The sequence below is a fragment of the Paraburkholderia lacunae genome (assembly GCF_003353175.1).
GTDB classification, from domain to species: Bacteria; Pseudomonadota; Gammaproteobacteria; order Burkholderiales; family Burkholderiaceae; genus Paraburkholderia; species Paraburkholderia lacunae.
In genome coordinates this window covers 148,589-171,448 of record NZ_QHKS01000016.1, presented here as the reverse complement: position 1 = coordinate 171,448, position 22,860 = coordinate 148,589, and the positions used below count along the sequence as shown (strand labels likewise).

Here is a 22,860-nt window from a genome sequence, read left to right as displayed (position 1 = left end):
AAACAATAATGAAGCGGTTTGAATCTTTGAGCGGATGGGGCCGGGCGGCTGCCAGCGGTTTGCTGGTGGCGCTGCTCGCAGCCTGCTCCGTGGAGCCTACGTATAAGCGGCCGGAGGTGGATACGCCGGCCGCGTTCAAGGAGGCGCCGGTCGCGTCACCGCAAGAATCGGGCACCTGGAAGCCGGCACAACCCGCCGACGACGCGCTTCGCGGCGAATGGTGGACGATTTTCGGCGACGCCAGGCTCAACGAACTGGAACAGCAGGCTGCTGCTGCGAATCAGGACCTGAAGGCGGCCGCGGCGCGCGTGCAGCAGGCGCGTGCGGTGACGCAGGCGGCGAAGTCGGACTGGTTCCCGAAGCTCGATGCGGGCTTCGGCCCGACGCGCGAACGGGCGTCGGCGGCATCGCAACTCCAGCCGGATAGCGCAGGCGGTACGACGGGGACGATCTGGCGTGCGCAAGTCGGGGCGTCGTATGAAGCAGACCTGTTTGGGCGGGTCGGTTCGAACGTGAATGCGTCGCGTGCGGACGAGCAGCAGAGCGAAGCGTTGTTCCGTTCGGTGCAACTTGCGCTGCAGGCCGACGTTGCGCAGAACTACTTCCAGTTGCGCGAACTCGATACGGATCAGGACCTGTACCGCCGTACCGTGACGCTGCGCGAGGATGCGCTGAAGCTGGTCGAACGGCGGTTCAAGGAAGGCGATATCGGCGAGCTGGATGTGTCACGCGCCCGCAACGAACTGGCGAGCGCGCGTGCCGACGCGGTAGGCGTGGCACGTCAGCGGGCTGCCTCCGAGCACAGTCTGGCAATTCTGCTCGGCAAGCCGCCGGCGGATTTCTCGTTCGCGGAAACGCCGCTCGTGCCGGTGACGACGCGGGTGCCGGCCGGTTTGCCTTCGGCGCTGCTCGAACGGCGGCCGGATATTTCGGCGGCCGAGCGGGCGATGGCCGCTGCGAACGCGCGGGTCGGCCTGGCGAAGTCGGCGTTCTTCCCGAGGCTCGATATCACCGGCGCCTTCGGCTATGAATCGGCGACGCTCGGCGATCTGTTCAAGTGGTCGAGCCGCGCATTTATCCTTGGACCGCTCGCCGGTACCGCGTTGACTTTGCCGCTGTTCGACGGCGGCCGCCGCAAGGCGAATCTCGCGCAGGCTCGTTCGAAGTACGACGAGGATGTCGCGCAGTATCGTCAGCAGGTGCTGGTGGCGTTCCGCGAGGTGGAAGACAACCTGGCCGATCTGCGTCTGCTCGACGATCAGATTCGCGAGCAGAACAACGCGGTAGAGGCATCGCAGCGGGCCGCGCATCTGTCGCGCACGCAGTACACGGAAGGCGCGGTCAGCTATCTGGATGTGATCGACGGCGAGCGGCAGGTGCTGCTTTCGCAGCTTCAGGCGAGCCATTTGTCGGGCACGCAGGCGGTGTCGACGGTGAATCTGATTCGCGCGCTGGGCGGTGGCTGGGGCGATGTCAAGGCGCCCGATACGGCGGTGGGGGCGGTTGCGCCCGCGTCCGCACCTGCGTCGGCATCTGCGGCTCTGGAGCAGGTGGCGAAGCGGTAAAGCAGGTAGCGAAGCGGCAGGTCGGCGCTTAAGCGAATCGGTAGACGATGGCGGCCGGGCCGTGCGAAAGCGCGGCCCGGCTTTTTATCGCCTGTACCGTGCCGCCGCCAAATCGTCTTTCCTGCGTTCCTTCCAAAAATCGCTTCGTAGACCGCCGGTATCCCGCCATCTATCATGATCCGTTCTCTTTACGTGAGAATCGCATGAACCAGGTTCGTCATGCCGAGGCGCTGGAAACGCTGCAAACATCCGCTGAGCCCGCTGAGCCCGCTGAGCCCGCCGAGTCCGCCGAGTCCGCCGAGTCCGCCGAGTCCGCCGAGTCCGCCGAGTCCGCCGAGTCCGCTGCGCCCGCAGTGCGCGATCTCGCCGGCTTGCTCGACGCATTGCGTGCCAGCGCCGCGCAACGCGATCGCGACGGCGGGCACGCCGCGCGGGAGAAGCAATGGATCGCCGACGCGGGTCTGCTAACGCTGGCCGTGCCGCGCGAATTCGGCGGCGCCGGCGCAAGCTGGCCCGACATCTACGAAACGATCCGTGCGATAGCGCGTGTCGACAGTGCGCTCGCGCATCTGCTGGGTTTCACCTGCTTGCAGGTGGTCAGCGTCAATGTATGGGGCAATCCCGAACAACGTGCGCGGTATTTGAGCGGCACAGTGGAAGGGCGCTGGTGGTGGGGCAATGCGGTCAATCCACTCGACACGCGACTCGTTGCGAGCGCAACCAGCGGCGGCGGCTATCGTCTCGATGGCCAGAAGGGTTTTTGCTCCGGCACGCGCGGCTCGCAGATGATGACCGTGTCCGCGCAGGATCCGGCAACCGGCCGACCGGTCTTCGCCGTCGTGCCGACGGCGCGCGAGGGCATCACCGTCCACGAAGACTGGAACCCGATCGGTCAGCGGCAGACCGACAGCGGCAGCGTGTCGTTCGTGCAGGTCGAGGTCGAGCCGCATGAAGTGCTGGCGCGTGCCGATACGCCGTACGCGAGTCTGCGCACACTGATCTCGCAGCAGGTGCTGACCAATCTGTTCGTGGGCATCGCGCAAGGCGCGCTCGAAGAGGCGCGTGCGTACGTGAGCCAGTATGGCAAGCCCTGGATCCGTTCCGGCGTCGAAAAAGCCACTGACGATCCCTACCTGATCCAGCGTTTCGGCGAGATGCGTCTCCAGGCCGTGAGCGCGGAAGCACTGGCGACGCGCGCCGCCTGTGCGCTCGAAGACGCATGGCAGCAGGGCCCGGCGCTTGCCGCCGAAACGCGCGGGCAGGTCGCGCTTGCCACGTCGGAGGCGAAGATTCTCGCGCACCGCGCCGCGCTTGACGTCAGCGAAAAACTGTTCGACGCCTGCGGCGCCCGCTCGACGCACGCGCCGCTCGCGCTCGATCGCTTCTGGCGCAACGCGCGCGTGCACACGCTGCACGATCCGCTCGACTATCGCGTGCGCGATGTCGGCCGTTACGCGCTTAGCGGGACATTGCCGGATGTTTCTTTGTACACTTGAGGCCGTTTGCGGCGGCCCTGAAGGCGCGCCGCGTTTCATCCACCTCAAGAGACCACCGGATTGCAGTTCAAGCTACCGACTACCGCAACAGCGCCGTTTTGCCCGTCCGAGGTGCAAGGCACGGTCGCCGTCTCGCAAGGCGCGCCTTTCTGGAAAAAAATCCTGCAATTCGCCGGACCCGGCTTGCTGGTTTCGATCGGCTACATGGACCCCGGCAACTGGGCCACCGATATCGAAGCCGGTTCGCGTTACGGCTACAGCCTGCTGTTCGTCGTCGTGTTGTCGAGTCTCGCGGCCATGGCGCTGCAATGCCTGAGCATGCGCCTCGGCATCGCCACCGGGCAGGATCTCGCGGCGTTGTCGCGGGCGCGCTATTCGCCAGGAGTCGCGCGTTTCCAGTGGCTGCTCGCGGAGTTGTCGATTGTCGCCTGCGATCTGGCCGAAGTGCTCGGCGGCGCGCTGGCTTTCCATCTGCTGTTCAAATGCTCGCTGACTGCCGGCGTGTTGCTCACCGCATTCGATACGCTGATCGTGCTCGGCCTGAAGGGCAAGAATTTTCGCGATCTCGAGGCGATCATGCTCGGATTGATCGCGACCATCGGCGTCGGTTACGTCATCGAACTGGCGCTGGTGAAGCCGCATTGGCCGTCGGTTGCGCAGGGGCTGATGCCGTCTTGGCAGGCACTCAGCTCACGTGAGCCGATGTATCTCGCGATCGGCATTCTCGGCGCGACCGTGATGCCGCATAACCTCTATCTGCACTCATCGATCGTGCAGACACGGGCCGTGAAGCGCGATTCGGCCAGCATCAAGTCGGCGATCGGCATGTCGCGCATCGATACGATTGTGTCGCTGGTGATCGCGCTGCTGATCAACATGGCGATCCTGATTCTTGCCGGCGCCGCGTTTCATGCGACCGGCCACAACCAGGTCACCGAAATCGAAGATGCGTACAAGCTGCTCGCGCCGATCGTCGGCAGCGGTTTCGCGGCGGTGCTGTTCGCGATCACGCTGCTGGCGTCGGGACAAAGCTCGACCTTCACCGGTACCGTGGCCGGGCAGGTCATCATGGAAGGCTTTCTGAAGCTGAAAATCCCGTGCTGGCAGCGGCGCTTCATTACGCGGGCTCTGGCCTTGATCCCGGCGTTGATCGGCGTGCAGATGATGGGCAACGGTGCGGTCGGCCAGTTGCTGGTCGCAAGCCAGGTCGTGCTGAGCCTGCAACTGCCGTTCGCGCTTTATCCGCTGATCCGCATGACTAGCGATCGTTCGCTGATGGGCGAATTCGCCAACCCGCTGCCGACGCGGCTGCTCGCCTGGGCGCTGTTCGCGGTGATCAGCGCGGCGAACCTGTGGCTGGTGGCGCAGACGGTGGGGTGGGTGAGCTAAAGCGGGTGCGCCAAGCGGCCTTGCGTCGGACGCCGAAAACGGAGAGTTGTAAAGCAAAGAGGTCCGCGGCGATGGCGGACCTCTCTTTTCAGGTGCTTCGGTTCGAATCAGGCCGGACCAGCCTGCATCGATTCAAATCAGTTCAGGCTGCTTGCGCGATCTGCGCCGCTTCGAGCGCTTCCTGACGGGCGGCGGCGGCCTTCTTGGTCTTGCCGGCGCGCGACGGCGGCTGGCAGGCGCCGCATACCACGTTGTTTTGCAGATCGTGCTTGTGGGCGACGAACTTGCCGGTGCAGCGGCAGCACTTTGTCAGTTGCAGGATATCCGCGTCGAAGAAACGCACCAGCGTCCACGCACGCGTCAGGTCCAGCACCGGTTCGGTTTGGCTGTGCTGGCAATGTTCCAGATACAGCCGATACCCTTTGGTCAGCGCGTCCAGATGCGAGCAGCGCGCTTCGTTCTTCAGGAACAGGTAGGTGTTGTAGAACAACGATGCGTGGATGTTTGCCAGCCACGTCATATACCAGTCCGCCGAGAACGGCAGCATGCCCTTGGGCGGCGACACACCCTTGACCTCGCGGTACAGGCGGATCATGCGATCGCGCGAGAGCGTCAATTCGCTTTCGAGCACCTGCATGCGCGCACCGAGTTCGATCAGCGCGATGGCGCGGAATACTTCTTGTGCGTCTTCTGTCAGGCTACGCTTGAGCATCGCAGTCACCTCGTTTAAGCAAACTGCTCGGCAGGCTGGCCTGCAAGCAGGATTGCCGCGTGAGTCGGCGAAACTGCGGCATGCTTCGTCGTTTGCGTCAACGCCGATAGCATCGAGTGGTCGTTGAAGCGGAAGAAGCACAAAAGCTGATCGGAAGCGGCCAGCTTGACGATCTGCGCGAGCGACAGCCCGGCAAGCAAATCAGCCAGTTCCGATGACAGTCCCAGCCGGAACATCCCGACCGGTTTGTCCTCACGCAACATGCGTTGCGCGAGCATGATGTAAGACAAGTTGATCTCGCGGATTGAATCCAGCGTCTCGCTGCTACGGTCCATTTTCTCTGTTTCCGAAGCCCCGAATTACTAAGTCGGCTTTTTTTGCCGTTTTGTCTTTTCTGCCTCACCGGAAACGCTGACCTCCGGCTACATGTGACCACCTGATACAGATGGCGACTTCTTGATACAAGACGTTACATTTCGTAACAGCTTGGGAGGGATTGTATGAAGGGCAAAACCAGAAATCAATCCCTTCTCGAAAAAATATCTCGAAAAGATGCATCAAATTTCGGTAAGTATTTCACCGTCCGGTAATAGAGCGGGCTCTGCTGTTTTTCCACCCTCGAAGGGTCTCGACTGATTCGCGCAAACCCTTGTGTGGCGGGACCATGGTTTGATTGTCAGGAAATCGGAAGAGGGCCGTAGGGACGCCGGAAATTCGCTTGTTGGCGAGAAAGGAAATAGAAAGCAAGATCAATTAAAAGTAATAAATACCGCTCATTGACATTGCGATGGGGACAAATCAGATGCGTAACATTTCGGTAAGACCCTTGTTACAAACGGCGTGGCATTTGTAACTTCTGGAAGTCCGCTTGGGCGAATTCGTTCGACGGCGGGGCCGAACTCAGGGCTGCGGACATGCGCTCAGCACGTTGCGGGCGAATGTGACGACCAGCTAGAGCCTGGCCGAGCAAGCTGGCTGACACGACGCCGCCGAAATCGGCGCGGATGTCCAAAACGCCGGCACAAGCGTTAAGGCCGGCTAGCGCGGCGGCCGTCGCGGCCATGGCGCCAACCGTGCGGCCGACATTCGTGACGGAGGTGGCGTGAGGTGTTACAGACGGCCGCCCGGTGCGTTGCGGCGCGGACATCGAAAGGGTGTTGCCGGGTGGTATTACATGAAGCGCGCCATCAGATCGGCATCGTGAAACACGCCGTCGACATTCAATGCGGCGACCTCGCAGCCATACTTGCGAAAACCAAGCGACTCGTAGAGTCCGCGCGCCGCGTCGTTGCGACTCGCAACCAGCAACTGGATCTGGTGAAGACCGTCTATCCGCGCCGCCCGCGCCAACAACTCATTGAGCAGCGCGCGCCCGACGCCGCGCCCCGTGGCTTCCGGCGCGACATACATGCCGACTACGGCCGCCTTGTGCCGTTCCTTGTCGCGCTGCTGACGAACCAGCCCGACTATACCGATCAGCGGTGTTTCGGACGATGCGTAAGCGCCCAGCAAAAAATCACCTTCGGCAGCGCGTGAACCCTGCAGCATCGCGTCGTGTTGTGCCGGGCCTTTGGCCAGTGCGTCCGCATAGCTCTGCCCGAACGACTCCGGATGCGCCTTCAGGCCACGCAGTCGAAGCTGGAAGTACGTGTCGCGGTCGGCGGGGCCGAGTTGGCGTATGAGCAGGGCGTGGTCGGTCAAGTTCCTCTCCTCATGCAATTCGAATTGGGTTGCAAGCGCAGTATGGGTTCGTGTTCGAGCCTGCCGGGGGGCCGTGCTACGGCGCTAGGGCTTTGCTGTTCCTGCGGCAGGCGTGTCGGCGCGCTGGGTTTCGGCGAACTTGCGCAATGCCGCCGCGGTTTGCTGATCGGCGGGAAAGAACGCTTCGATGGCGAGTTCCGAGAGCGTCACGTCGACCGGCGTGCCGAACACGGTGGTTGTGCTGAAGAACGACAGCAACCCGATCGGCGTGCGCAGCTGCAGCGGTACGGCGATCTGGCTGATCGCGGCATTGTCTTGCCCGGCTGCGTCCGCATCAGGCGGGGCAGGATAGGCCGCTAGCTCGTCGCGCAGCGCGCTCAGTGTGTCGTCACCGCTTACTTCGATTTGCCGCTGCAGTCGGGCCAGTACGTGCGCGCGCCACGGGTGCCAATTGACGATCGACGCTGCGATGCCCTCCGGATGCAAGCTCAGGCGCAGCGCATTCACCGGTGATTCCAGCAATGCCGGACTCACACCGCTCAGCAGCGGTGCGAGCGCGTTGTTCGTGGCAACGATATTCCAGTGACGGTCGATAGCGAGCGCCGGATACGGTTCGTGGCCCTTGAGCACCAATTCCACCGCCTCGCGTGCAGCGGCAAGCTGCGGGTCTGTCAGCGGACGTTCGCGAAACAATGGCGCATAACCTGCTGCAACGAGCAACGCGTTGCGGGCCCGCAGCGGCACGTCGAGCCGCTCGGCGAGATGCATGACCATTTCACGGCTCGGCACCGCGCGGCCCGATTCGACGAAGCTCAGGTGCCGCGTCGAAATATCGGCTTCGGCGGCGAGCAGCAGCTGGCTCATTCTGCGCCGCTGACGCCATTCGCGCAGCAGATCGCCGACAGTGCGGCTGGCCGTCAGCGCGTTCGAAGGAACGGGTTGTGCAAGAGAAAGTGTGTTCATGCTGCCGATGATAGCCAATGCGCGCTGGCGATCCATTACCTGAGAGGTAATGGAATACCCCGCAAAGCTGATGGTTCAGGTGATGACCCAGTTGATGACGTCATCGCTTCTGGTTACTGGAACCTCACACGAAGGCATCGGACACACATGATTTCAATGTGCCGCCGCGCCGACCGCACAAGAAATCGAACGCGTGAACTTTGGGTTTAGCGGCACATACCGATGGCGAGGAACAAGCAGGGGGTCAGCATGGCGAGCGTCGATCAGGCCGGGGCCACGCCCTCCGGTACCGCGTTGAGTTTGACGCCGAGCGCGCGCAGCAGCTTGAACACGGTATCCATGCGCGGTTTGGAGCCGGGCGCGAGCGTTTTGTAGAGACTTTCGCGTCCGAGTCCTGCATCGGCCGCAACCTTGGCGATGCCGCGTGCTTTGGCAATGTCGGCAATCGCGGCGAGAAGAAGATCGGCATCGCCTTCTTCCAGCGCGGCGTTGAGATACTCGGCGATCATCTCCTCGCTATCGAGGTAGTGCGATGCGTCGAAACGGGCGGTTTTGACCTTGCTCATGACAGTTCCTTTCTGATTGCTGCCCACATTGTTTTGGCATGCTTGATGTCGGCTGGCTGGGTGGACTTGTCCCCACCGCAGAGCAGCAGATACACCACACGCTCCTGGCGCGCGAAGTAGACCCGATAGCCGGGACCGCAATCGATGCGCATCTCGGACACGCCGTCTTCAAGCGGCTTGGTATCGCCGAAATGACCGCGCTCGGCGCGGCACCAGAATTTTTGCGCGTGCCCTGAGATCTGCGAGACCGGCAAGCCAACGATCGAATTCCTCGGTGCGATTGATCGTGTACACAGGCGGTGAACCGATCTGCTGATGAGTGTATCCTTGTGGATACGTCTTTGCAAGTGTAAAAGCCATATGAAAAAAGCGGCTCGTGTCCGCGCTCGTTCAATTCGTCGCCATGCCGCGCGCTCGCGCAGCGCGGCCCCCATTTGCCGCACGAGGTTAGCGTTAGGCGCTGTCTCTGACGACTCGGCCGGATGGCCAATCCTGCAAGTATCGAAGGCACGTTCAAGGCAACGTTCAAAGCCACATTCAAAGCGGCGGTGAGTTCACATGCTTACCTGCGAGGTAATCGACTCGCCGCACGCAAGCCGCCAATCTTCATTCCGAGCCCGCCGCATACATCGTGTCTGCCGAGCGCAGTGCTCAGTGATGCCACTCAAGGAGATTGTGATGAACGCAAATACCGACCTGATCGACCGCTACTTCGACGCCTGGAATGAGACCGATGCGGCGCGCCGTCGCGAGTTGATCGCCGCGACATGGACCGTCGACGCCGACTATCGCGATCCGCTGCTCTCGGGCGCGGGACGCGACGGTATCGACGCAATGATCCGCGCGGTGCACGAGCGCTTTCCGAATCACACGTTTCGACGCACGACGGAAGTGGACGGCTTCGCGAACCGGCTGCGTTTTTCATGGGAGCTGTCAACGCCCGAGGGTACGGCGATCGTCAAGGGTTCCGACTTCGGAATGGTCGACGCGAACGGCCGCTTGCAGGCGGTGACCGGCTTCCTCGACCAGGTGCCTGGCGCCGCGTAACAGCCCCGGCTTTTTCTCACGGAGACGATCATGCTCGAGCCCGCTGCCGCCACAGCTGCCGGTCCGTTCATCAAGTTCGCGCGCTTCTCGGGCGCGCTCGATGCGCTGAGCAGTGCGATTGCCGGCTTCGCGCTGCTCGCCGGCGCGCGTGCTTTCACGTTCACTGCTTTGCTGGCCTTGCGCGAGCCGGTGCTGGGCGGCGCCGGTCTCGTGTCGCTGGCGTTGGTTGGATGGCTGCGCTGGCAGTGTCTGCAACGCCGCAATGGCGCGGCCCGGCACTTCGCGCGGAACGGCTGATCGTCAATTCGGCCATAATCGGGATCCGACGCGAGCCGGTCGTGAATCGACCGGCATACACCTGCATACCTTATCTGGCCGACCGGCCGAAACCGGACGGTCGGCCGCCAACTGGACATCAAGGAGACACCGTGCTGAAGAATCTGGACCCGCTGTTGAACGCCGACGTGTTGTACGCGCTACGCTCGATGGGGCATGGCGACGAGTTGGTGATTTGCGACGCGAATTTCCCGGGCGCTTCAGTGGCGCGTACGACAGTGCTGGGCAAACTGCTTCGCCTCGACGGCGTGAGCGCGCCGCGAGCGATTCGAGCGGTTCTGTCGGTGCTGCCGCTCGATACGTTCATCGAGCATCCCGCTTCGCGGATGGAAGTGGTAGGCGAGCCGAACACGATTCCGGCAGTGCAGCGCGAAGCGCAAATCGAGGTCAACGCAGCGGAAGGGCGCGAGGTGCCGTTTGCTTCGATCGAACGATTCGCTTTTTATGAGCGCGCGCGTAAAGCCTATTGCGTGATCGCGACGGGCGAGGAGCGCGGTTATGGCTGCTTTGTGCTGACCAAGGGCGTATTGCTTGCACCGGACGCCCCGCGGTAATCGAGGCAGCTCGCGTCGAGGCGCCCCGTACGCTTCTGCCCGAGCTTGGAAAAGGCGGGCGATGCACATATTCTCAGGTGCAAGGCGGGGAACTGCGGCCGGCCGGCCGGGTCTGCTGCTTATTCATTTACAGGAGCCCCCCTCATGACGCGTCCCGTCGATTCCGGCGTCATCCTCCTCGCACGCATCGCCCTTGCCGTGCTCTTTCTGTGGGGCGGCGTGATGAAGCTGCTGGGCTATGCCGGCTTCGTCGGCTATCTGCATTCGAAAGGCGTGCCGTTCGTGCCGGTCGCTGCACCGATCGCCACCGCGGTCGAGGCGCTCGGCGGCCTGTTCCTGATTGTCGGCTTCAAGGTCCGTCCGCTCGCGCTCGTCATGGCGGTGTATACGGTGGCGACGGCAGTGCTGGGGCACGACTTCTGGAACGTCACGGATGCCGCCTCGCAACGCGACATGGTGATCCACTTCTGGAAAAACATGGGCGTTGCCGGTGGTTTCCTGCTCCTGTTCGTGACCGGAGCGGGCCGTATCAGTATCGACGGCGCCCGCGCGCCGCGCGGCGGGTTGAATCGATGATGGCACAGGCCGTGCTGGTAGCTTCTGATTCCGGCTGCTATCAAGGGAGCAAACGATGATTCAAAGTTTCGAGCAAACCATTGGCGGCAAGGTTACGCAGTTGTGCGCGAGCCTTGGCGAAGGGTCCACGCCGCATCGCGTCATCATCAGCCTGGCGGATTCGGCGAAAACGCTGGTGGTTCTGGATGCGTCGGGGCTCCTCGGCACGATCAAGGCCGAGATCGAGGAGCCGGAAAAGCTCATCGCCGACGCGATCAGCAAGGCGCAAAGCGAAGGCCTGATCGAGCGCGCTATCGATACCGGCACGATTCAGGAGGCGTCGCTCTGAGCCCCGAGGCGCCGCTTCAAGCAGGGTGTGGCTGAGTGCGTCTGTTCAAGCCGTCCGGCGCCCCGCGTTCGCTCTATCGGTGACAAAACCCCTGCGGCGCGCGAGCATCGCGGGGGTTGTCTTTTCCCACCAGCAAAAAATGTACCGCTCAGTGCGGCTCGGCGCCTCGTACGGGCCCGGATTTGCGCTCGCTCGCCGCTCGCCTGTGCGGCTCGGGATGCACGAGGCAGGCGAGTACGCCGCCGAGCACCAGCAGCCCCACCGAGATTCCGGTGGCGGCCTGCATGCCCGCTACGATCCGCGTCGCGGCAGCGCCGCTTGCCAAGGCGCCGAACGCGGCCACGCCCACCGCGCCGCCCGCTTGCCTCGCAGTATTCAATACTGCCGACGCCGTGCCTGCCCGTTTCGCTTCGACGCAGGCCAGCACGCTCGTCGTCATCGCCGGGACGGCTAGCCCCATCCCTGACGGAATCAGCAGGAACGGCACCAGCAAGCCGGCGAGCGGCGTGGCTGCGTCGACCCGATGCAGCAGGCCATAGCCGAGCGCGGCGGTCATCGCTCCGGCAATCATCGGCACGCGCACGCCGTAGCGGCCGACTACCCAGCCGCTTGCCACATTCGAGACCAGAAACCCGCCGGTCAACGGCAGGAACGCGAGCCCGGCCTGCAACGGCGTATAGCCGCGCACGCGCTGCAAATACAGGCTCAGCACGAACACCATGCCGTAGTACGTCAGATTCACACAGACGCCAAACAGCACCGCGGCGCTGAAGGTGCGCTTGCTGAAGAGCGAGAGCGGCAGCATCGGCGCCGCGACGCGCCTTTCCACGGCGATAAACGCGCCGCTCGCGACTAGCGCAAGTACCAGGCCGCCCGCCACCAACGGATGGCTCGAGCCGGCTGGACGCCATTCGATCACGGCGGCGACGAAGGCAGTCAGCGCGACGATGGCAAGGCCCTGGCCGCTCAGATCGATGCTGCGCGTGCCTGGCCCGGTTTCGGTCCCCGGGCTGCCCGCTGGCGTCGGCGCCGTTGCCGGGCGCGGCACCCACGCCAGGGTCGCCAGCAAACCGGCCGCGCAGATCGGCAGGTTGACGAGGAAGATGCTGCGCCAGCCGAACGCCGCGATCAGCAGACCGCCGGCTACCGGACCCGCCGCGATCGAAATCGCGCCGGCAGCGGTCCACAACCCGACGGCGCGCGCTCTGAGCCTCGGGTCATGTCCAAACGACCGATTGAGCAGCGCAAGCGAGTTCGGCAGCATCGCGGCGGCGCCGATGCCTTGCGCCGCGCGCGCCGCGATCAGCATGGCGGCGTCCTGCGCCAGTCCGCAAGCGAGCGACGCCAGTGCGAACAGCACGATGCCGGCCGCGTACATGCGCCGCGTGCCGAGCCGGTCGCCGAGTACGCCGGCGGACAGCATCAGCACCGCGAACGCGAGCATGTAGGCATCGACGACCCATTGCAGGCCCGCGACAGTCGCCTGCAGGTCCGCACCGATCTTCGGCAGCGCGATGTTGACGATGGTCACGTCGAGTTGCGTGACGACGAAGCCGACGCTGACCGTCGCGAGGACGCAGCCGAGAGCGGGCGTGAGAGAGGGATTGGGCGTTTTCATGCAATGCATCGTAGGTCCGATGCAGCGCACCATGTTTCGCGATGGCGTGAAGTGTCGATGTCGCCGAAACAACGCGCAAGGCAGGGCATGAGCCCGGGAGAGGAGCAACGGCGCGCCGCGTGGGCGCGCCGTTGCGATACTACGCGATCAGCGCGTTTGCGCTGCGTCCTTGATGAGGAACGTAGTCAAAGCACCGACGATGCACAGCGCGCCGACATACATCGGCGCGGCCATCGGGTTCGACTTCATCATCAGCGACACGGCGACCGGCGTGAGGCCGCCGAACACCGCGTAGGCGACGTTATACGAGAACGAGATGCCCGAGAAGCGCACGACTGGCGGGAATGCCTTGACCATCACGAACGGAATCGCGCCGATCACGCCGACGAAAAAGCCCGCTACGGCGTACAGCGGCACCAGCGCCGACGTATCGGCGGCAAGCTGCTGGAACATCGCGTAGTACGACGCCGCGAGCGCCAGGCCGCCGATGAAAATCGTGCGCCCCGCGCCGATCCGGCCGGCGATCGAGCCCGCCATCACGCAGCCGATCGTCAGGCACAGCGTCGCGACGCAATTGGCCAGCAGCGCGGTGGCCGGCGCGATGTGAAACTGCTTCTGCAACAGCGTCGGCGTCATCAGGATCACCACGACGATCGCCGCCGACAGCATCCACGTGAGCAGCATCGACACGATCACGGCGCGGCCGTGATCGCGCAGCACGGCTTTGAGCGGCACTTCCGCGGCTAGCGACTTGCGCTGCTTGAGTTCGGCGAACACCGGCGTCTCGTGCAGCCAGCGGCGCAGATAAACCGAGAACATGCCGAACACGCCGCCGACCAGGAACGGAATGCGCCACGCGTACGCCGAGATTTCCGCCGGCGCGAAATGGCGGTTCACCGCCGAGGCGATCAGCGAGCCCAGCAGGATGCCTGCCGTGAGACCGGCTGTCAGCGTGCCGCACGCGTAGCCGACGTGCCGGCGCGGCACGTGTTCGGAGACGAACACCCATGCGCCCGGCACTTCGCCGCCGACCGCCGCGCCTTGCAGCACGCGGAACACCAGCAGGAGCACCGGCGCCAGTACGCCGATGCTCACGTAGGTGGGCAGCAGGCCCATCATTAGCGTCGGCACCGACATCAGCAGCACGCTTAGCGTGAACATGCGCTTGCGGCCGAACAGGTCGCCGAAATGCGCCATGATGATGCCGCCCAGCGGCCGCGCCAGATAGCCGGCGGCGAAGATACCGAAGGTCTGCACCTGGCGCAGCCAGTCCGGCATCTCGGCCGGGAAGAACAGCTGACCGATCGCCGGCGCGAAGAATACGAAGATGATGAAGTCGTAAAACTCCAGAGCCCCGCCCAGCGCGGCGAGGCCGAGCGTCTTGTAATCGCTGCGCCCAAGAGGACGTGGGGTGGCAGCCTGTGCTCCACCCAGATTTGTTGCTTGCATTGCTATGTCATTGTCTTGAATTGAAAGCCACACGTAGCGCGTGGAATGCGGCGGTCGTCGGGCGAGAAGTGTGGCAGGCGCTGGGTAGAGCACGGGACACCGGCGCGCCGGTCCGGGTAGGGCAGGCGCGATGACGACGGGGGCCAGGCCGGGATTTTACAGGATGAAAGCCCTCTGCTTCGGGAAGTGCTTAATTAGACTGGGAAAAGTTCCCCTGAAAGCGTTTTTCTTCCGCTGTCGGGCCTCTTTGGTTAGGGCGCTGTACGTAGTGTGGAAGTCTGCCGTCGGAACGAGACACACGTTCGTCAGAACAGGGCGCCCGGCGTGCAGTTTAGGATTGCTCCTATGGGATAGAACGGGCACTGATTTGAGAATCGCGTCCGAGCTATTAGTTGAGAGTCATCCCATGCGTATTGCCATCCTTCAGCGTGACCCCGTGCAGCGCCAGTCGCTCGAAAGGATCGTCATGGATGCCGGCCATACCTGTATGAGTTACGGCGACGGTCTCGCCATGTCGAAAGTGCTCGCTCGTTCCACGGTGGATCTTCTCGTGCTGGATTGGCAGGGCACGCGCCTGTCCGGCGCCGAAGTGCTGAGGTCGGTGCGCGCGGTGCGCGGCGACCGCCTGCCGGTCATGTTCGCTTCGGCCGAAACGTCGGAGGAGAGCGTGGTGCGCGCTTTCAGCGGCGGCGCGGACGACTATGTCGGACTGCCTGTGCGCCCGGGCGAGTTTCGCGAGCGCATTACTGCGCTCCTGCGCCGTGCATATCCGGACCGTTTCAGTGCGGCGAGCTTCGACGTCGGCCCGTACCATTTCGATACCCATAGGCAGATCGTCATGTTGCGCGGGCAGCCGGTCCAGCTATCGGGTACGCAATACCGACTGGCGTCGCTGTTCTTTGCCAACATCGGCCGTGTGATGTCGCGCGACCATATCTTCGCGATGGTGTGGGGCCGCGAATTCCGCGAGTTCACGCGCACGATCGACAGCCACGTGTCGCGCCTGCGTCTTTTGCTCGAAATCGAGCCGCAAAACGACTTTCGCCTCCAACCGGTGTACAAGAGCGGCTACCGGCTGGTGCATTTGCAGCAAGGCGAAGCCGGCACCGAGAAGACTGCGGCCTGAACTGGCGGCTGACGGCTGGTGTTGTTCATTAAAGAGCAACCAGCCGCAACTGCCGCAACTGCCGCAACTGCCGCAACTGCCGCAACCGCCGCAACCGCCGCAACTGCCGCAACCGCCGCAACCGCCGCAACCGCCGCAACCGCCGCAACCGCCGCAACCGCCACAACCAGCAGCAATTAGCAGCAATTAGCAGCAATTAGCCGCTAACGTACCTCCGCGCCGTTCAGAGGCGCGGCAACGCCGGACGCGTTTCGAGCGCCCGGCGAATCAGCGCTTCGACAGCCAGGCGTTCGTCGCCCGCCAGCGGGAGACGCGGCGGCCGCACCGGTTCCGTGCCGAGCCCGACGATCGCCTCCGCCAGCTTGATGTTCTGTACCAGCTTCGGCGACACGTCAAGCGCGAGCAAGGGAGCGAACCAGCGATAGATCGCGCGGGCTTCCTCGAGCCGGCCGGCCTTCAGCAGCTTGTAGATCGCGACCGTCTCGTGCGGAAATGCGCACACCAGACCGGCCACCCAGCCGTGCGCGCCCATCAGTATCGCTTCCATCGCCAGGTTATCGACGCCGCACAGAATCGCGAAGCGGTCGCCGACCGCGTTGATCAGATCGGTCACGCGCCGCACATCGCCGCATGATTCCTTGATCGCAACGATTTTCTTTTCGTCGGCAATCTCGGCGAACATCTCGGGTGTCATGTCGACGCCGTATGCCAGCGGATTGTTGTAGATCATCAGCGGCAGGGCGCTGGCCTCGGCGACGCTGCGGAAGTGGTGCAGCGTCTCGCGCCGGTCGGACAGATAACGCAGCCCCGGCAGCACCATGAAACCGGCCGCGCCGCGCTGGCCGCCGGCTTCGGCTTGGCGGCAGGCGTCGAGCGTGCTGTTTTCGGCGATCGTCAGCAGGACCGGCACGCGGCCGCGCGCAGTGTCGACGGCGATGTCGAGCACTTGCAGCTTTTCGTCCAGAGAGAGCGTCGACGCCTCGCCGAGCGAGCCGCACACGATGATGCCGTCCACCCCTGCCTCGATCTGCGCTTCGATATTCTTACCGGTCCACGCGCGGTCTATGCTGAAATCCGCGTTGAATTTGGTGGTGACTGCAGGCCATACGCCTTCCCAGATATGCGCCACGATTGCTCTCCTGAATGTGATGAATCGAAGCGCAGTGTAAGCAGGGAAATTGCCGTCGTCTTGCGCGATTGCCGCGTGACGCATGACGATTTCGGCATAGTGGCTGTGCGTGCAGGTCTGTCCTAATGAAGCGAGGCGGCTATTTCAGGATGAATCGCGACGGACGGCGAGATGGCTTGAAGCACTCGCCCCGGCCGTCTTGTGCGGTCGCCGATCGTGGGTGATCAGGGTGCCGCCCGCGTCAGTCGCCATAGCGCGACGCGCCTCCGGACGCCCTCGCCGATTATGCCGAAATCGTCACAATCCACGCGCACGTACACCAAGACTTGCCAGCCGGATATTCCTACCATGCTCGTCATGAAAACCTTGAACATTATCGACTCGCACACCGGCGGTGAACCGACCCGCCTGGTGGTGTCGGGTGGCCCGGATCTCGGCGGCGGCACGTTGGCGCAGCGCCTCGACGTGTTTCGCGCGCATTTCGACGACTGGCGCGCGGGCATCGTCACCGAACCGCGCGGCTCCGATGTCGTGGTCGGCGCGCTGCTGTGCGAGCCGGACGACCCGGCGTGCGCGGCGGGCGTGATCTTCTTCAACAATGTCGGCTACCTCGGCATGTGCGGGCACGGCACGATCGGCCTGGTCGTTTCGCTCGCGCACATGGGACGGATCGGGCCGGGGCGCCATCGGATCGAAACGCCGGTCGGCGTTGTCGAAGCGACGCTCAACGAGGACGGCAGCGTCGCCGTGCGCAACGTGCCGGCTTACCGTTATCGCGAAGGCGTGCAAGTGGACGTGCCGGGCTACGGCATACTGAGCGGCGATATTGGATGGGGCGGCAACTGGTTTTTCCTCGTCGCGGAACATGGACGCACGCTGGAAGCCGCGCGCATTGGCGAACTGACGGCATTCAGTTCGGCGATTCGCGACGCTTTGATCGCGCAGCGCATTACCGGTGCCGAGGGCGCCTTGATCGATCACATCGAACTCTTCGGGCCTGGCTCACGCGACGGCATTGACAGCCGCAACTTCGTGCTGTGTCCGGGCAACGCGTTCGACCGCTCGCCGTGCGGCACCGGCACGAGTGCAAAAGTCGCCTGCCTCGCCGCCGACGGCAAATTGGCCGAAGGCGCAGTGTGGCGGCAGGAAAGCATCATCGGCAGCGTGTTCGAGGCGAGCTATCGCCACGCCGCCGACGGCGTTTCGGTCATGCCGACCATCACCGGCCACGCGCACATCATGGCCGAAGGGCGCCTCTGCTTCGATGAGCGCGATCCGTTCGCATGGGGCATCCGCACGGCATGACAGCGGACGCGGTGGTCGTCGGGGCGGGCATTGTCGGCGCGGCTTGCGCGGCGGAACTGGCCGCGCTCGGCATGCGGGTCGAGGTGCTGGACGAACAGGGCATCGGCGGCGGTGCGACGGCGGCGGGCATGGGCCATATCGTCGTGATGAACGACTCGCCGGCGGAATTCGCGCTGAGTCGCTATTCGCGCGCGTTGTGGCTGGAACTGGCGCCGCAGTTGCGTCCATGCGATGCGTTCGCGCGTTGCGGGACGCTGTGGGTCGCAGCGGACGATGAGGAGTGGCAAGCCGCCCGCGCGATGCAGGCCGCGTTTGCGGCGCAAGGCGTCGCCGCGCAACTGCTCGACGCGGCGGCGTTACGGGCGTGCGAGCCGGCGCTGGCGGAATCGATGGCCGGCGGTTTGCGGATCGAGCACGACAGCATTGTGTATGCGCCGAGGGTCGCGCAGTGGCTGTTGACGCAATCGCCGGGCGCCGCGCGTATCCGTGTGCGGCTCGGCTCGCAAGTCGCCGCGCTCGGTGCGCATGGCGTGACGCTGGCCGACGGCGAGCGTGTGAGCGCGGCGCACGTGATCGTCGCCAATGGCCTGGGAGCACAGCGGCTTGCGCCATGGCCATTGCAGGCGAAGAAGGGCCATCTGTTGATCACCGACCGCTATCCCGCGCTGATTCGTCATCAACTGCTCGAGCTCGGCTACATCAAGAGCGCGCACCATGCGGCCGGCACGTCGGTGGCGTTCAATGCGCAGCCGCGGCCTACCGGCCAATTGCTGATCGGCTCGTCGCGCCAGTTCGATACCACCGATCCCGCTGTCGAGATGCCGGTGCTCGCGCAGATGCTGCTACGCGCGGCGCGCTATCTGCCGGTGTTGCCGGCACTCAATGGCATCCGCGCGTGGACCGGCTTTCGCGCGGCGTCGCCGGATGGTCTGCCGCTGATCGGTCCGGCCGGCGAGCACGCGCCGGGTGTCTGGCTGGCCGTCGGCCACGAGGGGCTGGGCGTGACCACTTCGGTCGCAACCGCGAAGCTGCTGGCCGCGCAAATCATGGGGAGCGCCGCGCCGATTCCTATCGAACCGTATCTGCCGGCGCGATTGACCAAACGGAACTGTCATGTCTAACGCGCTTATTGGTGGACGCGTGGGCGTCCGCGTGACGATCAACGATAGAAGCATCGACGTCGAAGTCGGTACGACGGTCGCCGCCGCGCTCGTCATGGCCGGGAAAAGCGGCACGCGGACCTCGGTCGGCGGCGAACCGCGCGCGGCGCTGTGCGGCATGGGCGTGTGCCAGGAGTGCCGCGTGACGATCGACGGCCGGCAGCACGCTTTGGCGTGCCAGACGCTTTGCCACGACGGCCAGACCATTTGCACGTGCACCACGGGAATGACGGGCGCCGTAAGCATGACTGGTATCACGAACACCACGAACACCACGAACACCACGGACACCACGGACACCACGGACACCACGGACACCACGGACACCACGGGCAACACTGCAACGCGATGAAACAGCACTTCGATATTGTCGTCGTCGGCGCCGGTCCGGCCGGGCTGAATGCCGCGTGCGCGGCGGCCCGCGCGGGCGCATCTGTCGCGGTCCTCGACGACAATCCGCGCGCCGGCGGACAGATCTGGCGACAGGGGCCGGGAATTCTGCCGCCAACACCGCTACGCACGCTGCTCGACGCTCTGCGCATGCAACGCGGCGTCACGCTGTTGCCTTCGACCCGCGTGATCGCGCCGTTGGGCTCACGCGGTTTGCTGCTCGAATCGGCGGAGCACGGCGGCGTGTGCGTTACCTACGAGCGGCTCATCCTTGCGACCGGCGCACGCGAGCGCCTGTTGCCGTTCACCGGCTGGACGCTGCCCGGTGTGACCGGCGCAGGCGCGCTGCAGGCGCTCATCAAAGGCGGCATGCCGGTGCGCGGCGAACGGATCGTGATTGCAGGCAGCGGTCCATTGCTGCTCGCCGCACTAGCCACCGCGCGCGCCGCCGGGGCGCGGGTGGTGGCGGTGGTCGAGCAGGCCTCGGCGGCGAAGGTCGGGCGTTTCGGCGCTTCATTGCTCGCCGAGCCTGCAAAGTTGTGGCAGGGCGTTCGCTTGACGCGCGGCTTCGCGGGCCTGCGTTACTGGACCGGCAGCGTCGTGCGGGAGGCGCAGGGTAACGGCCGTGTCGAGCGCGTAACGGTCCGGCGCGGCGCACGCGACGAGATGCTCGATTGCGAGCGCCTCGCGTGCGGTTACGGACTCGTGCCGAATGTCGCGCTTGCGCAGGCGCTGGGTTGTGAGATCGGCGCGGTGGGCGAGATCGTCGTCGACAGCGAACAGCGGACTTCGGTCGACGGCGTGCTGGCCGCCGGCGAATGCACGGGCATCGGCGGCGCGGAGTTGGCGCAGGTGGAAGGCGAGATCGCGGGGCTGGTGGCAAGCGGCGCCCCGCTGCGCGCACAATGTGCCCAACGCGCGCGATGGCGGCGTTTCGGCCAGCGCGTCGAGTCGGCGTTCGCGTTGCAAGGCGCGACGCGCACCCCGCCCCCTGACGCCACGCTGCTGTGCCGCTGCGAAGACGTGAGCATCGGCGAAGTGCGCGCCTATCCGAACTGGCGCGAGGCCAAGCTGCACACCCGCTGCGGCATGGGCGCGTGCCAGGGAAAAATCTGCGGCGCAGCGGCGAGCCTGTATTTCGGCTGGCAAGCCGCCGCGCCGCGCCCGCCGTTCACCCCGGCGCAAATCGGCACGTTGATGACGGCGAGCGCCGAGCCGCCGCCGTCAGAATGACGCCGGGGCCGGAGGACCGCCCCCAAGGGGACTTCCTTCGGGGCGGATATTTTCCCCCCGCCGCCCGGCCCTATAATCGACCGCACACGCGAACCGCCCGGATGCATGGATAAACGGCACAAACGGTACAGACGGTACAAACGGCACAAAACGGGACACGCACGATGAACACGCTCGCTCATCCGCTCGAAGCTGGCGACGCAACGCTGTCCGGCATGCTGTCGCATTTTGCGCTGCTCGAGCCGGTGTTCGATGCGATGCCGGACGTCGTGTTCTTCGTCAAGGACGCGCAGGCGCGCTATGCGCTGGTCAATCGCACGCTCGCCTCGCGCTGCGGTTACAAGGAAAAAGCCGCGCTGCTCGGCAAGACCGCCGAAGACGTGTTTCCGCGCCGCTTCGGCCGCATCTACACTGCGCAGGACAAAGCGATCATCAACGTCGGCAACCAGCTAATCGATCAACTGGAACTGCATCTTTATCCGGGGCGCCAGCCCGGCTGGTGTCTGACCTGCAAACAGCCGCTGCGCGACGCGGCAGGCAAGGTGGTCGGCCTTGCCGGTATTTCGCGCGATCTGAAAGCGGACGAGGGCAGTCATCCCGCGTACAGCAGGCTCGCCGCGGTCGTGCAGTCCATCCAGGAAAACTACGTGCAGCCGTTGAATTTGAAACAGCTTGCGGCGATGGCGGATATGTCGGTAGCGCAACTGGAGCGCTACTTTCATAAAGTGTTTCATTTGACGCCGCGTCAGGTGCTGCTGAAAACGCGTCTGGACGCCGCCACCGCGTTGCTGGTTTCGCACGACAAGGTCACCGATATCGCCGCGCTCTGCGGCTACACCGACCACAGCGCTTTTACGCGGCAATTCAAGGCGACCGTCGGCGTGACGCCGACCGAGTACCGGATGCTGCTGCACGGAACCTCGCGAAGCTGAGTTCGCGCATGGTTCGTCGCAAGCATTACTACTACGTGTACGTCGTCGCCTTGGACGACAGGGTCTGGAACGAGGCGCGCTTTCGCCGGGCGAATCCGGACTACCGGTTCGACAAGCCGTGCGTGTATGTGGGAATGACGGGACTAGACCCGGATCTGAGATTCGACCGGCATAAGGCCGGCATTCAGGCAAACCGCTATGTGCGCGATTACGGCCTGCACCTCGTGCCCGAGCTGTATGAAGTATTCAATCCAATGCCTTACCGCGGCGCTCAGGATATGGAAGTGGAGCTGGCGATTGGGCTGCGCGAAGCGGGATACGGCGTGTGGCAGGCTTAAGAAGACGAAATATAGACAACCGCAGGGGCGAGGGGGGCTGCAAACGGGGGCTGCGAAAGCGAGCCCTGAGATCAGGCGCGAGTAGTTACTTCACCCCAAGCCCGCGCAGCACCGCATTGCCCTCAGGCGTCAAACGGATATGCGACGCGCCGGAATCGCCGGATACCGTTTCGATCAAGCCGGCTTCGTGAAGCTGCGGGATCTCGGGTTTTGCGGAGGCGTCGATCGGCGCATGCAGCAACAGCAGCAGCGTGGCCAGTTCGTGATGGCTCAGCAGGCGGCGCAAAATGGTGGGCCGCCTGGCGGGAGCCAGCGTGTCGTTCGGATTTTGATCGGGCTGGTTCATGGATCGCACCTTGTGCGGGATAGTGTCGGACGGATCATGCGTACGAAGTCTTAAACGATTCTTAAGACCACATTGTCCTGTAACACCGTGACACTATGATTGCTCCGGAACAAGTTACCCAACGTTACACTTGCCGCTCCTTACCTCACGGCGCGCAGGTTTTGCTGGCCGCCTCGATCCACAGATTGCCGACATGGCGCTTGCCCGCGTAGAAGCGGTAAGTGGTCGCGCCATTGTCGCTGCGCACCTTGACAATATTCGAATCGCCGAAGTCGAGCATCTGGCCCTGCGGGATCGCCGTCGACTTGAACGCGGCGTTGTGACTGGTCGCCACCTGCGTCAGGCAGGCGACCACGTCGTTGACCGAGCGCTGCGTGTTTTTGTCGGTGACGGGCTCGCCGGCATCCGGGTTCTTCTGAAAGTACGCGCAAGCGCTAAAGAGCAGGGGAACTGACAGCACGACGGCAAACTTCTTCATATCTCTCCTGGCGTTTCGGTCCGGCCCGCGCTTGGCGCGCGGTGCCAGGCCAAAGGCGCCGCCGCGCTGCACCGGACCGCGGATCAACCGCCATTATATCGGTGCGGCGGGCTCGCCCGAGCC

At 64.2% G+C, this 22,860-nt stretch carries 24 protein-coding genes and 2 pseudogenes; 15 read left to right on the top strand and 11 right to left on the bottom strand.

What is annotated here, in order from left to right:
• The first annotated feature begins 8 nt into the window (after positions 1-8).
• The 3 genes from DLM46_RS24060 to DLM46_RS24050 all read left to right on the top strand — a co-directional run bounded on the left by DLM46_RS24060 (position 9) and on the right by DLM46_RS24050 (position 4,450).
• A complete protein-coding gene (locus tag DLM46_RS24060) occupies positions 9-1,565 on the top strand; it encodes an efflux transporter outer membrane subunit (RefSeq protein WP_115104575.1) in 1,557 nt (518 codons plus the stop codon).
• Positions 1,566-1,768: 203 nt separating this feature from the next.
• Entirely contained in the window at positions 1,769-3,061 is a 1,293-nt protein-coding gene (locus DLM46_RS24055) for an acyl-CoA dehydrogenase family protein (RefSeq protein WP_115104572.1), read from the top strand.
• 60 nt (positions 3,062-3,121) lie between these two features.
• Entirely contained in the window at positions 3,122-4,450 is a 1,329-nt protein-coding gene (locus DLM46_RS24050) for an Nramp family divalent metal transporter (RefSeq protein ID WP_115104570.1), read from the top strand.
• 142 nt (positions 4,451-4,592) lie between these two features.
• Here DLM46_RS24050 and flhC read toward each other — a convergent pair whose 3' ends face one another.
• From flhC to DLM46_RS24015, 6 genes and pseudogenes are all read right to left on the bottom strand, one after another.
• Positions 4,593-5,162, bottom strand: coding sequence for a flagellar transcriptional regulator FlhC (flhC, locus tag DLM46_RS24045; protein ID WP_115104568.1), 570 nt, complete (start codon positions 5,160-5,162; stop codon positions 4,593-4,595).
• Between the two features lie 14 nt (positions 5,163-5,176).
• Complete coding sequence (flhD, locus tag DLM46_RS24040) at positions 5,177-5,497, bottom strand: flagellar transcriptional regulator FlhD (protein ID WP_115104566.1); 321 nt, start codon at positions 5,495-5,497, stop codon at positions 5,177-5,179.
• Between the two features lie 835 nt (positions 5,498-6,332).
• Complete coding sequence (locus DLM46_RS24030) at positions 6,333-6,863, bottom strand: GNAT family N-acetyltransferase (protein WP_115104562.1); 531 nt, start codon at positions 6,861-6,863, stop codon at positions 6,333-6,335.
• 84 nt (positions 6,864-6,947) lie between these two features.
• Positions 6,948-7,826 (bottom strand): helix-turn-helix domain-containing protein, encoded by an 879-nt coding sequence (locus DLM46_RS24025; protein ID WP_244306347.1) that lies wholly within the window; start codon positions 7,824-7,826, stop codon positions 6,948-6,950.
• Between the two features lie 263 nt (positions 7,827-8,089).
• Positions 8,090-8,392 carry an addiction module antidote protein gene (locus DLM46_RS24020; protein WP_054039070.1) on the bottom strand — a complete coding sequence of 101 codons (303 nt, stop codon included), beginning with the start codon at positions 8,390-8,392 and terminating at the stop codon, positions 8,090-8,092.
• Positions 8,389-8,752: pseudogene (locus DLM46_RS24015) on the bottom strand (type II toxin-antitoxin system RelE/ParE family toxin). Before DLM46_RS24015 ends, DLM46_RS24020 begins: the two are co-directional and overlap by 4 nt.
• A 318-nt stretch (positions 8,753-9,070) precedes the next feature.
• Here DLM46_RS24015 and DLM46_RS24010 point away from each other — a divergent pair.
• The 5 genes from DLM46_RS24010 (at position 9,071) to DLM46_RS23990 (ending at position 11,233) form a co-directional block, all read left to right on the top strand.
• Positions 9,071-9,439 carry a nuclear transport factor 2 family protein gene (locus DLM46_RS24010; RefSeq protein WP_115104629.1) on the top strand — a complete coding sequence of 123 codons (369 nt, stop codon included), beginning with the start codon at positions 9,071-9,073 and terminating at the stop codon, positions 9,437-9,439.
• A 30-nt stretch (positions 9,440-9,469) separates the two neighbouring features.
• Positions 9,470-9,736: a hypothetical protein gene (locus DLM46_RS24005; protein ID WP_115104557.1), complete on the top strand. Its 267-nt coding sequence runs from the start codon at positions 9,470-9,472 to the stop codon at positions 9,734-9,736.
• A gap of 131 nt (positions 9,737-9,867) precedes the next feature.
• Positions 9,868-10,329 (top strand): RbsD/FucU family protein, encoded by a 462-nt coding sequence (locus tag DLM46_RS24000; RefSeq protein ID WP_115104554.1) that lies wholly within the window; start codon positions 9,868-9,870, stop codon positions 10,327-10,329.
• A 144-nt stretch (positions 10,330-10,473) separates the two neighbouring features.
• On the top strand, positions 10,474-10,905 hold the full coding sequence (locus DLM46_RS23995) for a DoxX family protein (protein WP_115104552.1): 432 nt from the start codon (positions 10,474-10,476) through the stop codon (positions 10,903-10,905).
• A gap of 55 nt (positions 10,906-10,960) precedes the next feature.
• Positions 10,961-11,233, top strand: coding sequence for a hypothetical protein (locus DLM46_RS23990; protein ID WP_115104549.1), 273 nt, complete (start codon positions 10,961-10,963; stop codon positions 11,231-11,233).
• 148 nt (positions 11,234-11,381) lie between these two features.
• Here DLM46_RS23990 and DLM46_RS23985 read toward each other — a convergent pair whose 3' ends face one another.
• A complete protein-coding gene (locus DLM46_RS23985; protein WP_115104547.1) occupies positions 11,382-12,851 on the bottom strand; it encodes an MFS transporter in 1,470 nt (489 codons plus the stop codon).
• 147 nt (positions 12,852-12,998) lie between these two features.
• A complete protein-coding gene (locus DLM46_RS23980) occupies positions 12,999-14,300 on the bottom strand; it encodes an MFS transporter (protein WP_115104544.1) in 1,302 nt (433 codons plus the stop codon).
• Positions 14,301-14,706: 406 nt separating this feature from the next.
• Here DLM46_RS23980 and DLM46_RS23975 point away from each other — a divergent pair, with 406 nt between their 5' ends.
• Positions 14,707-15,426, top strand: coding sequence for a response regulator transcription factor (locus DLM46_RS23975; protein WP_115104541.1), 720 nt, complete (start codon positions 14,707-14,709; stop codon positions 15,424-15,426).
• Positions 15,427-15,649: 223 nt separating this feature from the next.
• Here DLM46_RS23975 and DLM46_RS23970 read toward each other — a convergent pair whose 3' ends face one another.
• Complete coding sequence (locus DLM46_RS23970) at positions 15,650-16,555, bottom strand: dihydrodipicolinate synthase family protein (RefSeq protein WP_115104627.1); 906 nt, start codon at positions 16,553-16,555, stop codon at positions 15,650-15,652.
• A 348-nt stretch (positions 16,556-16,903) separates the two neighbouring features.
• Between DLM46_RS23970 and DLM46_RS23965 the strand changes: the two genes are divergently transcribed.
• From DLM46_RS23965 to DLM46_RS23940, 6 genes and pseudogenes are all read left to right on the top strand, one after another.
• Positions 16,904-17,860, top strand: coding sequence for a 4-hydroxyproline epimerase (locus DLM46_RS23965; protein WP_115104538.1), 957 nt, complete (start codon positions 16,904-16,906; stop codon positions 17,858-17,860).
• The gene (locus DLM46_RS23960; protein ID WP_115104625.1) at positions 17,857-18,981 is read left to right on the top strand and encodes an NAD(P)/FAD-dependent oxidoreductase; all 1,125 of its coding nucleotides are present in this window, start codon (positions 17,857-17,859) and stop codon (positions 18,979-18,981) included. Before DLM46_RS23965 ends, DLM46_RS23960 begins: the two co-directional genes overlap by 4 nt.
• Positions 18,974-19,234, top strand: a pseudogene (locus DLM46_RS23955) ((2Fe-2S)-binding protein); the annotation flags it as partial. The gene DLM46_RS23960 and the pseudogene DLM46_RS23955, both read left to right, overlap by 8 nt.
• Positions 19,235-19,368: 134 nt before the next feature.
• Positions 19,369-20,643 carry an FAD-dependent oxidoreductase gene (locus DLM46_RS23950; protein WP_115104534.1) on the top strand — a complete coding sequence of 425 codons (1,275 nt, stop codon included), beginning with the start codon at positions 19,369-19,371 and terminating at the stop codon, positions 20,641-20,643.
• A gap of 164 nt (positions 20,644-20,807) precedes the next feature.
• Positions 20,808-21,575, top strand: coding sequence for an AraC family transcriptional regulator (locus tag DLM46_RS23945; RefSeq protein ID WP_115104532.1), 768 nt, complete (start codon positions 20,808-20,810; stop codon positions 21,573-21,575).
• Between the two features lie 8 nt (positions 21,576-21,583).
• On the top strand, positions 21,584-21,913 hold the full coding sequence (locus DLM46_RS23940; protein WP_115104529.1) for a hypothetical protein: 330 nt from the start codon (positions 21,584-21,586) through the stop codon (positions 21,911-21,913).
• Positions 21,914-21,998: 85 nt separating this feature from the next.
• Here the strand turns inward: DLM46_RS23940 and DLM46_RS23935 are convergent, their stop codons facing one another.
• The gene (locus tag DLM46_RS23935; RefSeq protein ID WP_115104527.1) at positions 21,999-22,259 is read right to left on the bottom strand and encodes a hypothetical protein; all 261 of its coding nucleotides are present in this window, start codon (positions 22,257-22,259) and stop codon (positions 21,999-22,001) included.
• A 145-nt stretch (positions 22,260-22,404) separates the two neighbouring features.
• Entirely contained in the window at positions 22,405-22,737 is a 333-nt protein-coding gene (locus DLM46_RS23930; RefSeq protein ID WP_115104525.1) for a hypothetical protein, read from the bottom strand.
• Positions 22,738-22,860: the final 123 nt, after the last annotated feature.

Excerpts from the sequence above, each read along its gene's own strand:
- DLM46_RS24060 (WP_115104575.1), top strand. The coding sequence starts at position 9 with ATGAAGCGGTTTGAATCTTTGAGCGGATGGGGCCGGGCGGCTGCCAGC.
- DLM46_RS24055 (WP_115104572.1), top strand. The coding sequence starts at position 1,769 with ATGAACCAGGTTCGTCATGCCGAGGCGCTGGAAACGCTGCAAACATCC.
- flhC (WP_115104568.1), bottom strand. The coding sequence starts at position 5,162 with ATGCTCAAGCGTAGCCTGACAGAAGACGCACAAGAAGTATTCCGCGCC.
- flhD (WP_115104566.1), bottom strand. The coding sequence starts at position 5,497 with ATGGACCGTAGCAGCGAGACGCTGGATTCAATCCGCGAGATCAACTTG.
- DLM46_RS24025 (WP_244306347.1), bottom strand. The coding sequence starts at position 7,826 with ATGAACACACTTTCTCTTGCACAACCCGTTCCTTCGAACGCGCTGACG.
- DLM46_RS24020 (WP_054039070.1), bottom strand. The coding sequence starts at position 8,392 with ATGAGCAAGGTCAAAACCGCCCGTTTCGACGCATCGCACTACCTCGAT.
- DLM46_RS24010 (WP_115104629.1), top strand. The coding sequence starts at position 9,071 with ATGAACGCAAATACCGACCTGATCGACCGCTACTTCGACGCCTGGAAT.
- DLM46_RS24005 (WP_115104557.1), top strand. The coding sequence starts at position 9,470 with ATGCTCGAGCCCGCTGCCGCCACAGCTGCCGGTCCGTTCATCAAGTTC.
- DLM46_RS23995 (WP_115104552.1), top strand. The coding sequence starts at position 10,474 with ATGACGCGTCCCGTCGATTCCGGCGTCATCCTCCTCGCACGCATCGCC.
- DLM46_RS23990 (WP_115104549.1), top strand. The coding sequence starts at position 10,961 with ATGATTCAAAGTTTCGAGCAAACCATTGGCGGCAAGGTTACGCAGTTG.
- DLM46_RS23985 (WP_115104547.1), bottom strand. The coding sequence starts at position 12,851 with ATGAAAACGCCCAATCCCTCTCTCACGCCCGCTCTCGGCTGCGTCCTC.
- DLM46_RS23980 (WP_115104544.1), bottom strand. The coding sequence starts at position 14,300 with ATGCAAGCAACAAATCTGGGTGGAGCACAGGCTGCCACCCCACGTCCT.
- DLM46_RS23975 (WP_115104541.1), top strand. The coding sequence starts at position 14,707 with ATGCGTATTGCCATCCTTCAGCGTGACCCCGTGCAGCGCCAGTCGCTC.
- DLM46_RS23965 (WP_115104538.1), top strand. The coding sequence starts at position 16,904 with ATGCTCGTCATGAAAACCTTGAACATTATCGACTCGCACACCGGCGGT.
- DLM46_RS23960 (WP_115104625.1), top strand. The coding sequence starts at position 17,857 with ATGACAGCGGACGCGGTGGTCGTCGGGGCGGGCATTGTCGGCGCGGCT.
- DLM46_RS23950 (WP_115104534.1), top strand. The coding sequence starts at position 19,369 with ATGAAACAGCACTTCGATATTGTCGTCGTCGGCGCCGGTCCGGCCGGG.
- DLM46_RS23945 (WP_115104532.1), top strand. The coding sequence starts at position 20,808 with ATGAACACGCTCGCTCATCCGCTCGAAGCTGGCGACGCAACGCTGTCC.
- DLM46_RS23940 (WP_115104529.1), top strand. The coding sequence starts at position 21,584 with ATGGTTCGTCGCAAGCATTACTACTACGTGTACGTCGTCGCCTTGGAC.
- DLM46_RS23935 (WP_115104527.1), bottom strand. The coding sequence starts at position 22,259 with ATGAACCAGCCCGATCAAAATCCGAACGACACGCTGGCTCCCGCCAGG.
- DLM46_RS23930 (WP_115104525.1), bottom strand. The coding sequence starts at position 22,737 with ATGAAGAAGTTTGCCGTCGTGCTGTCAGTTCCCCTGCTCTTTAGCGCT.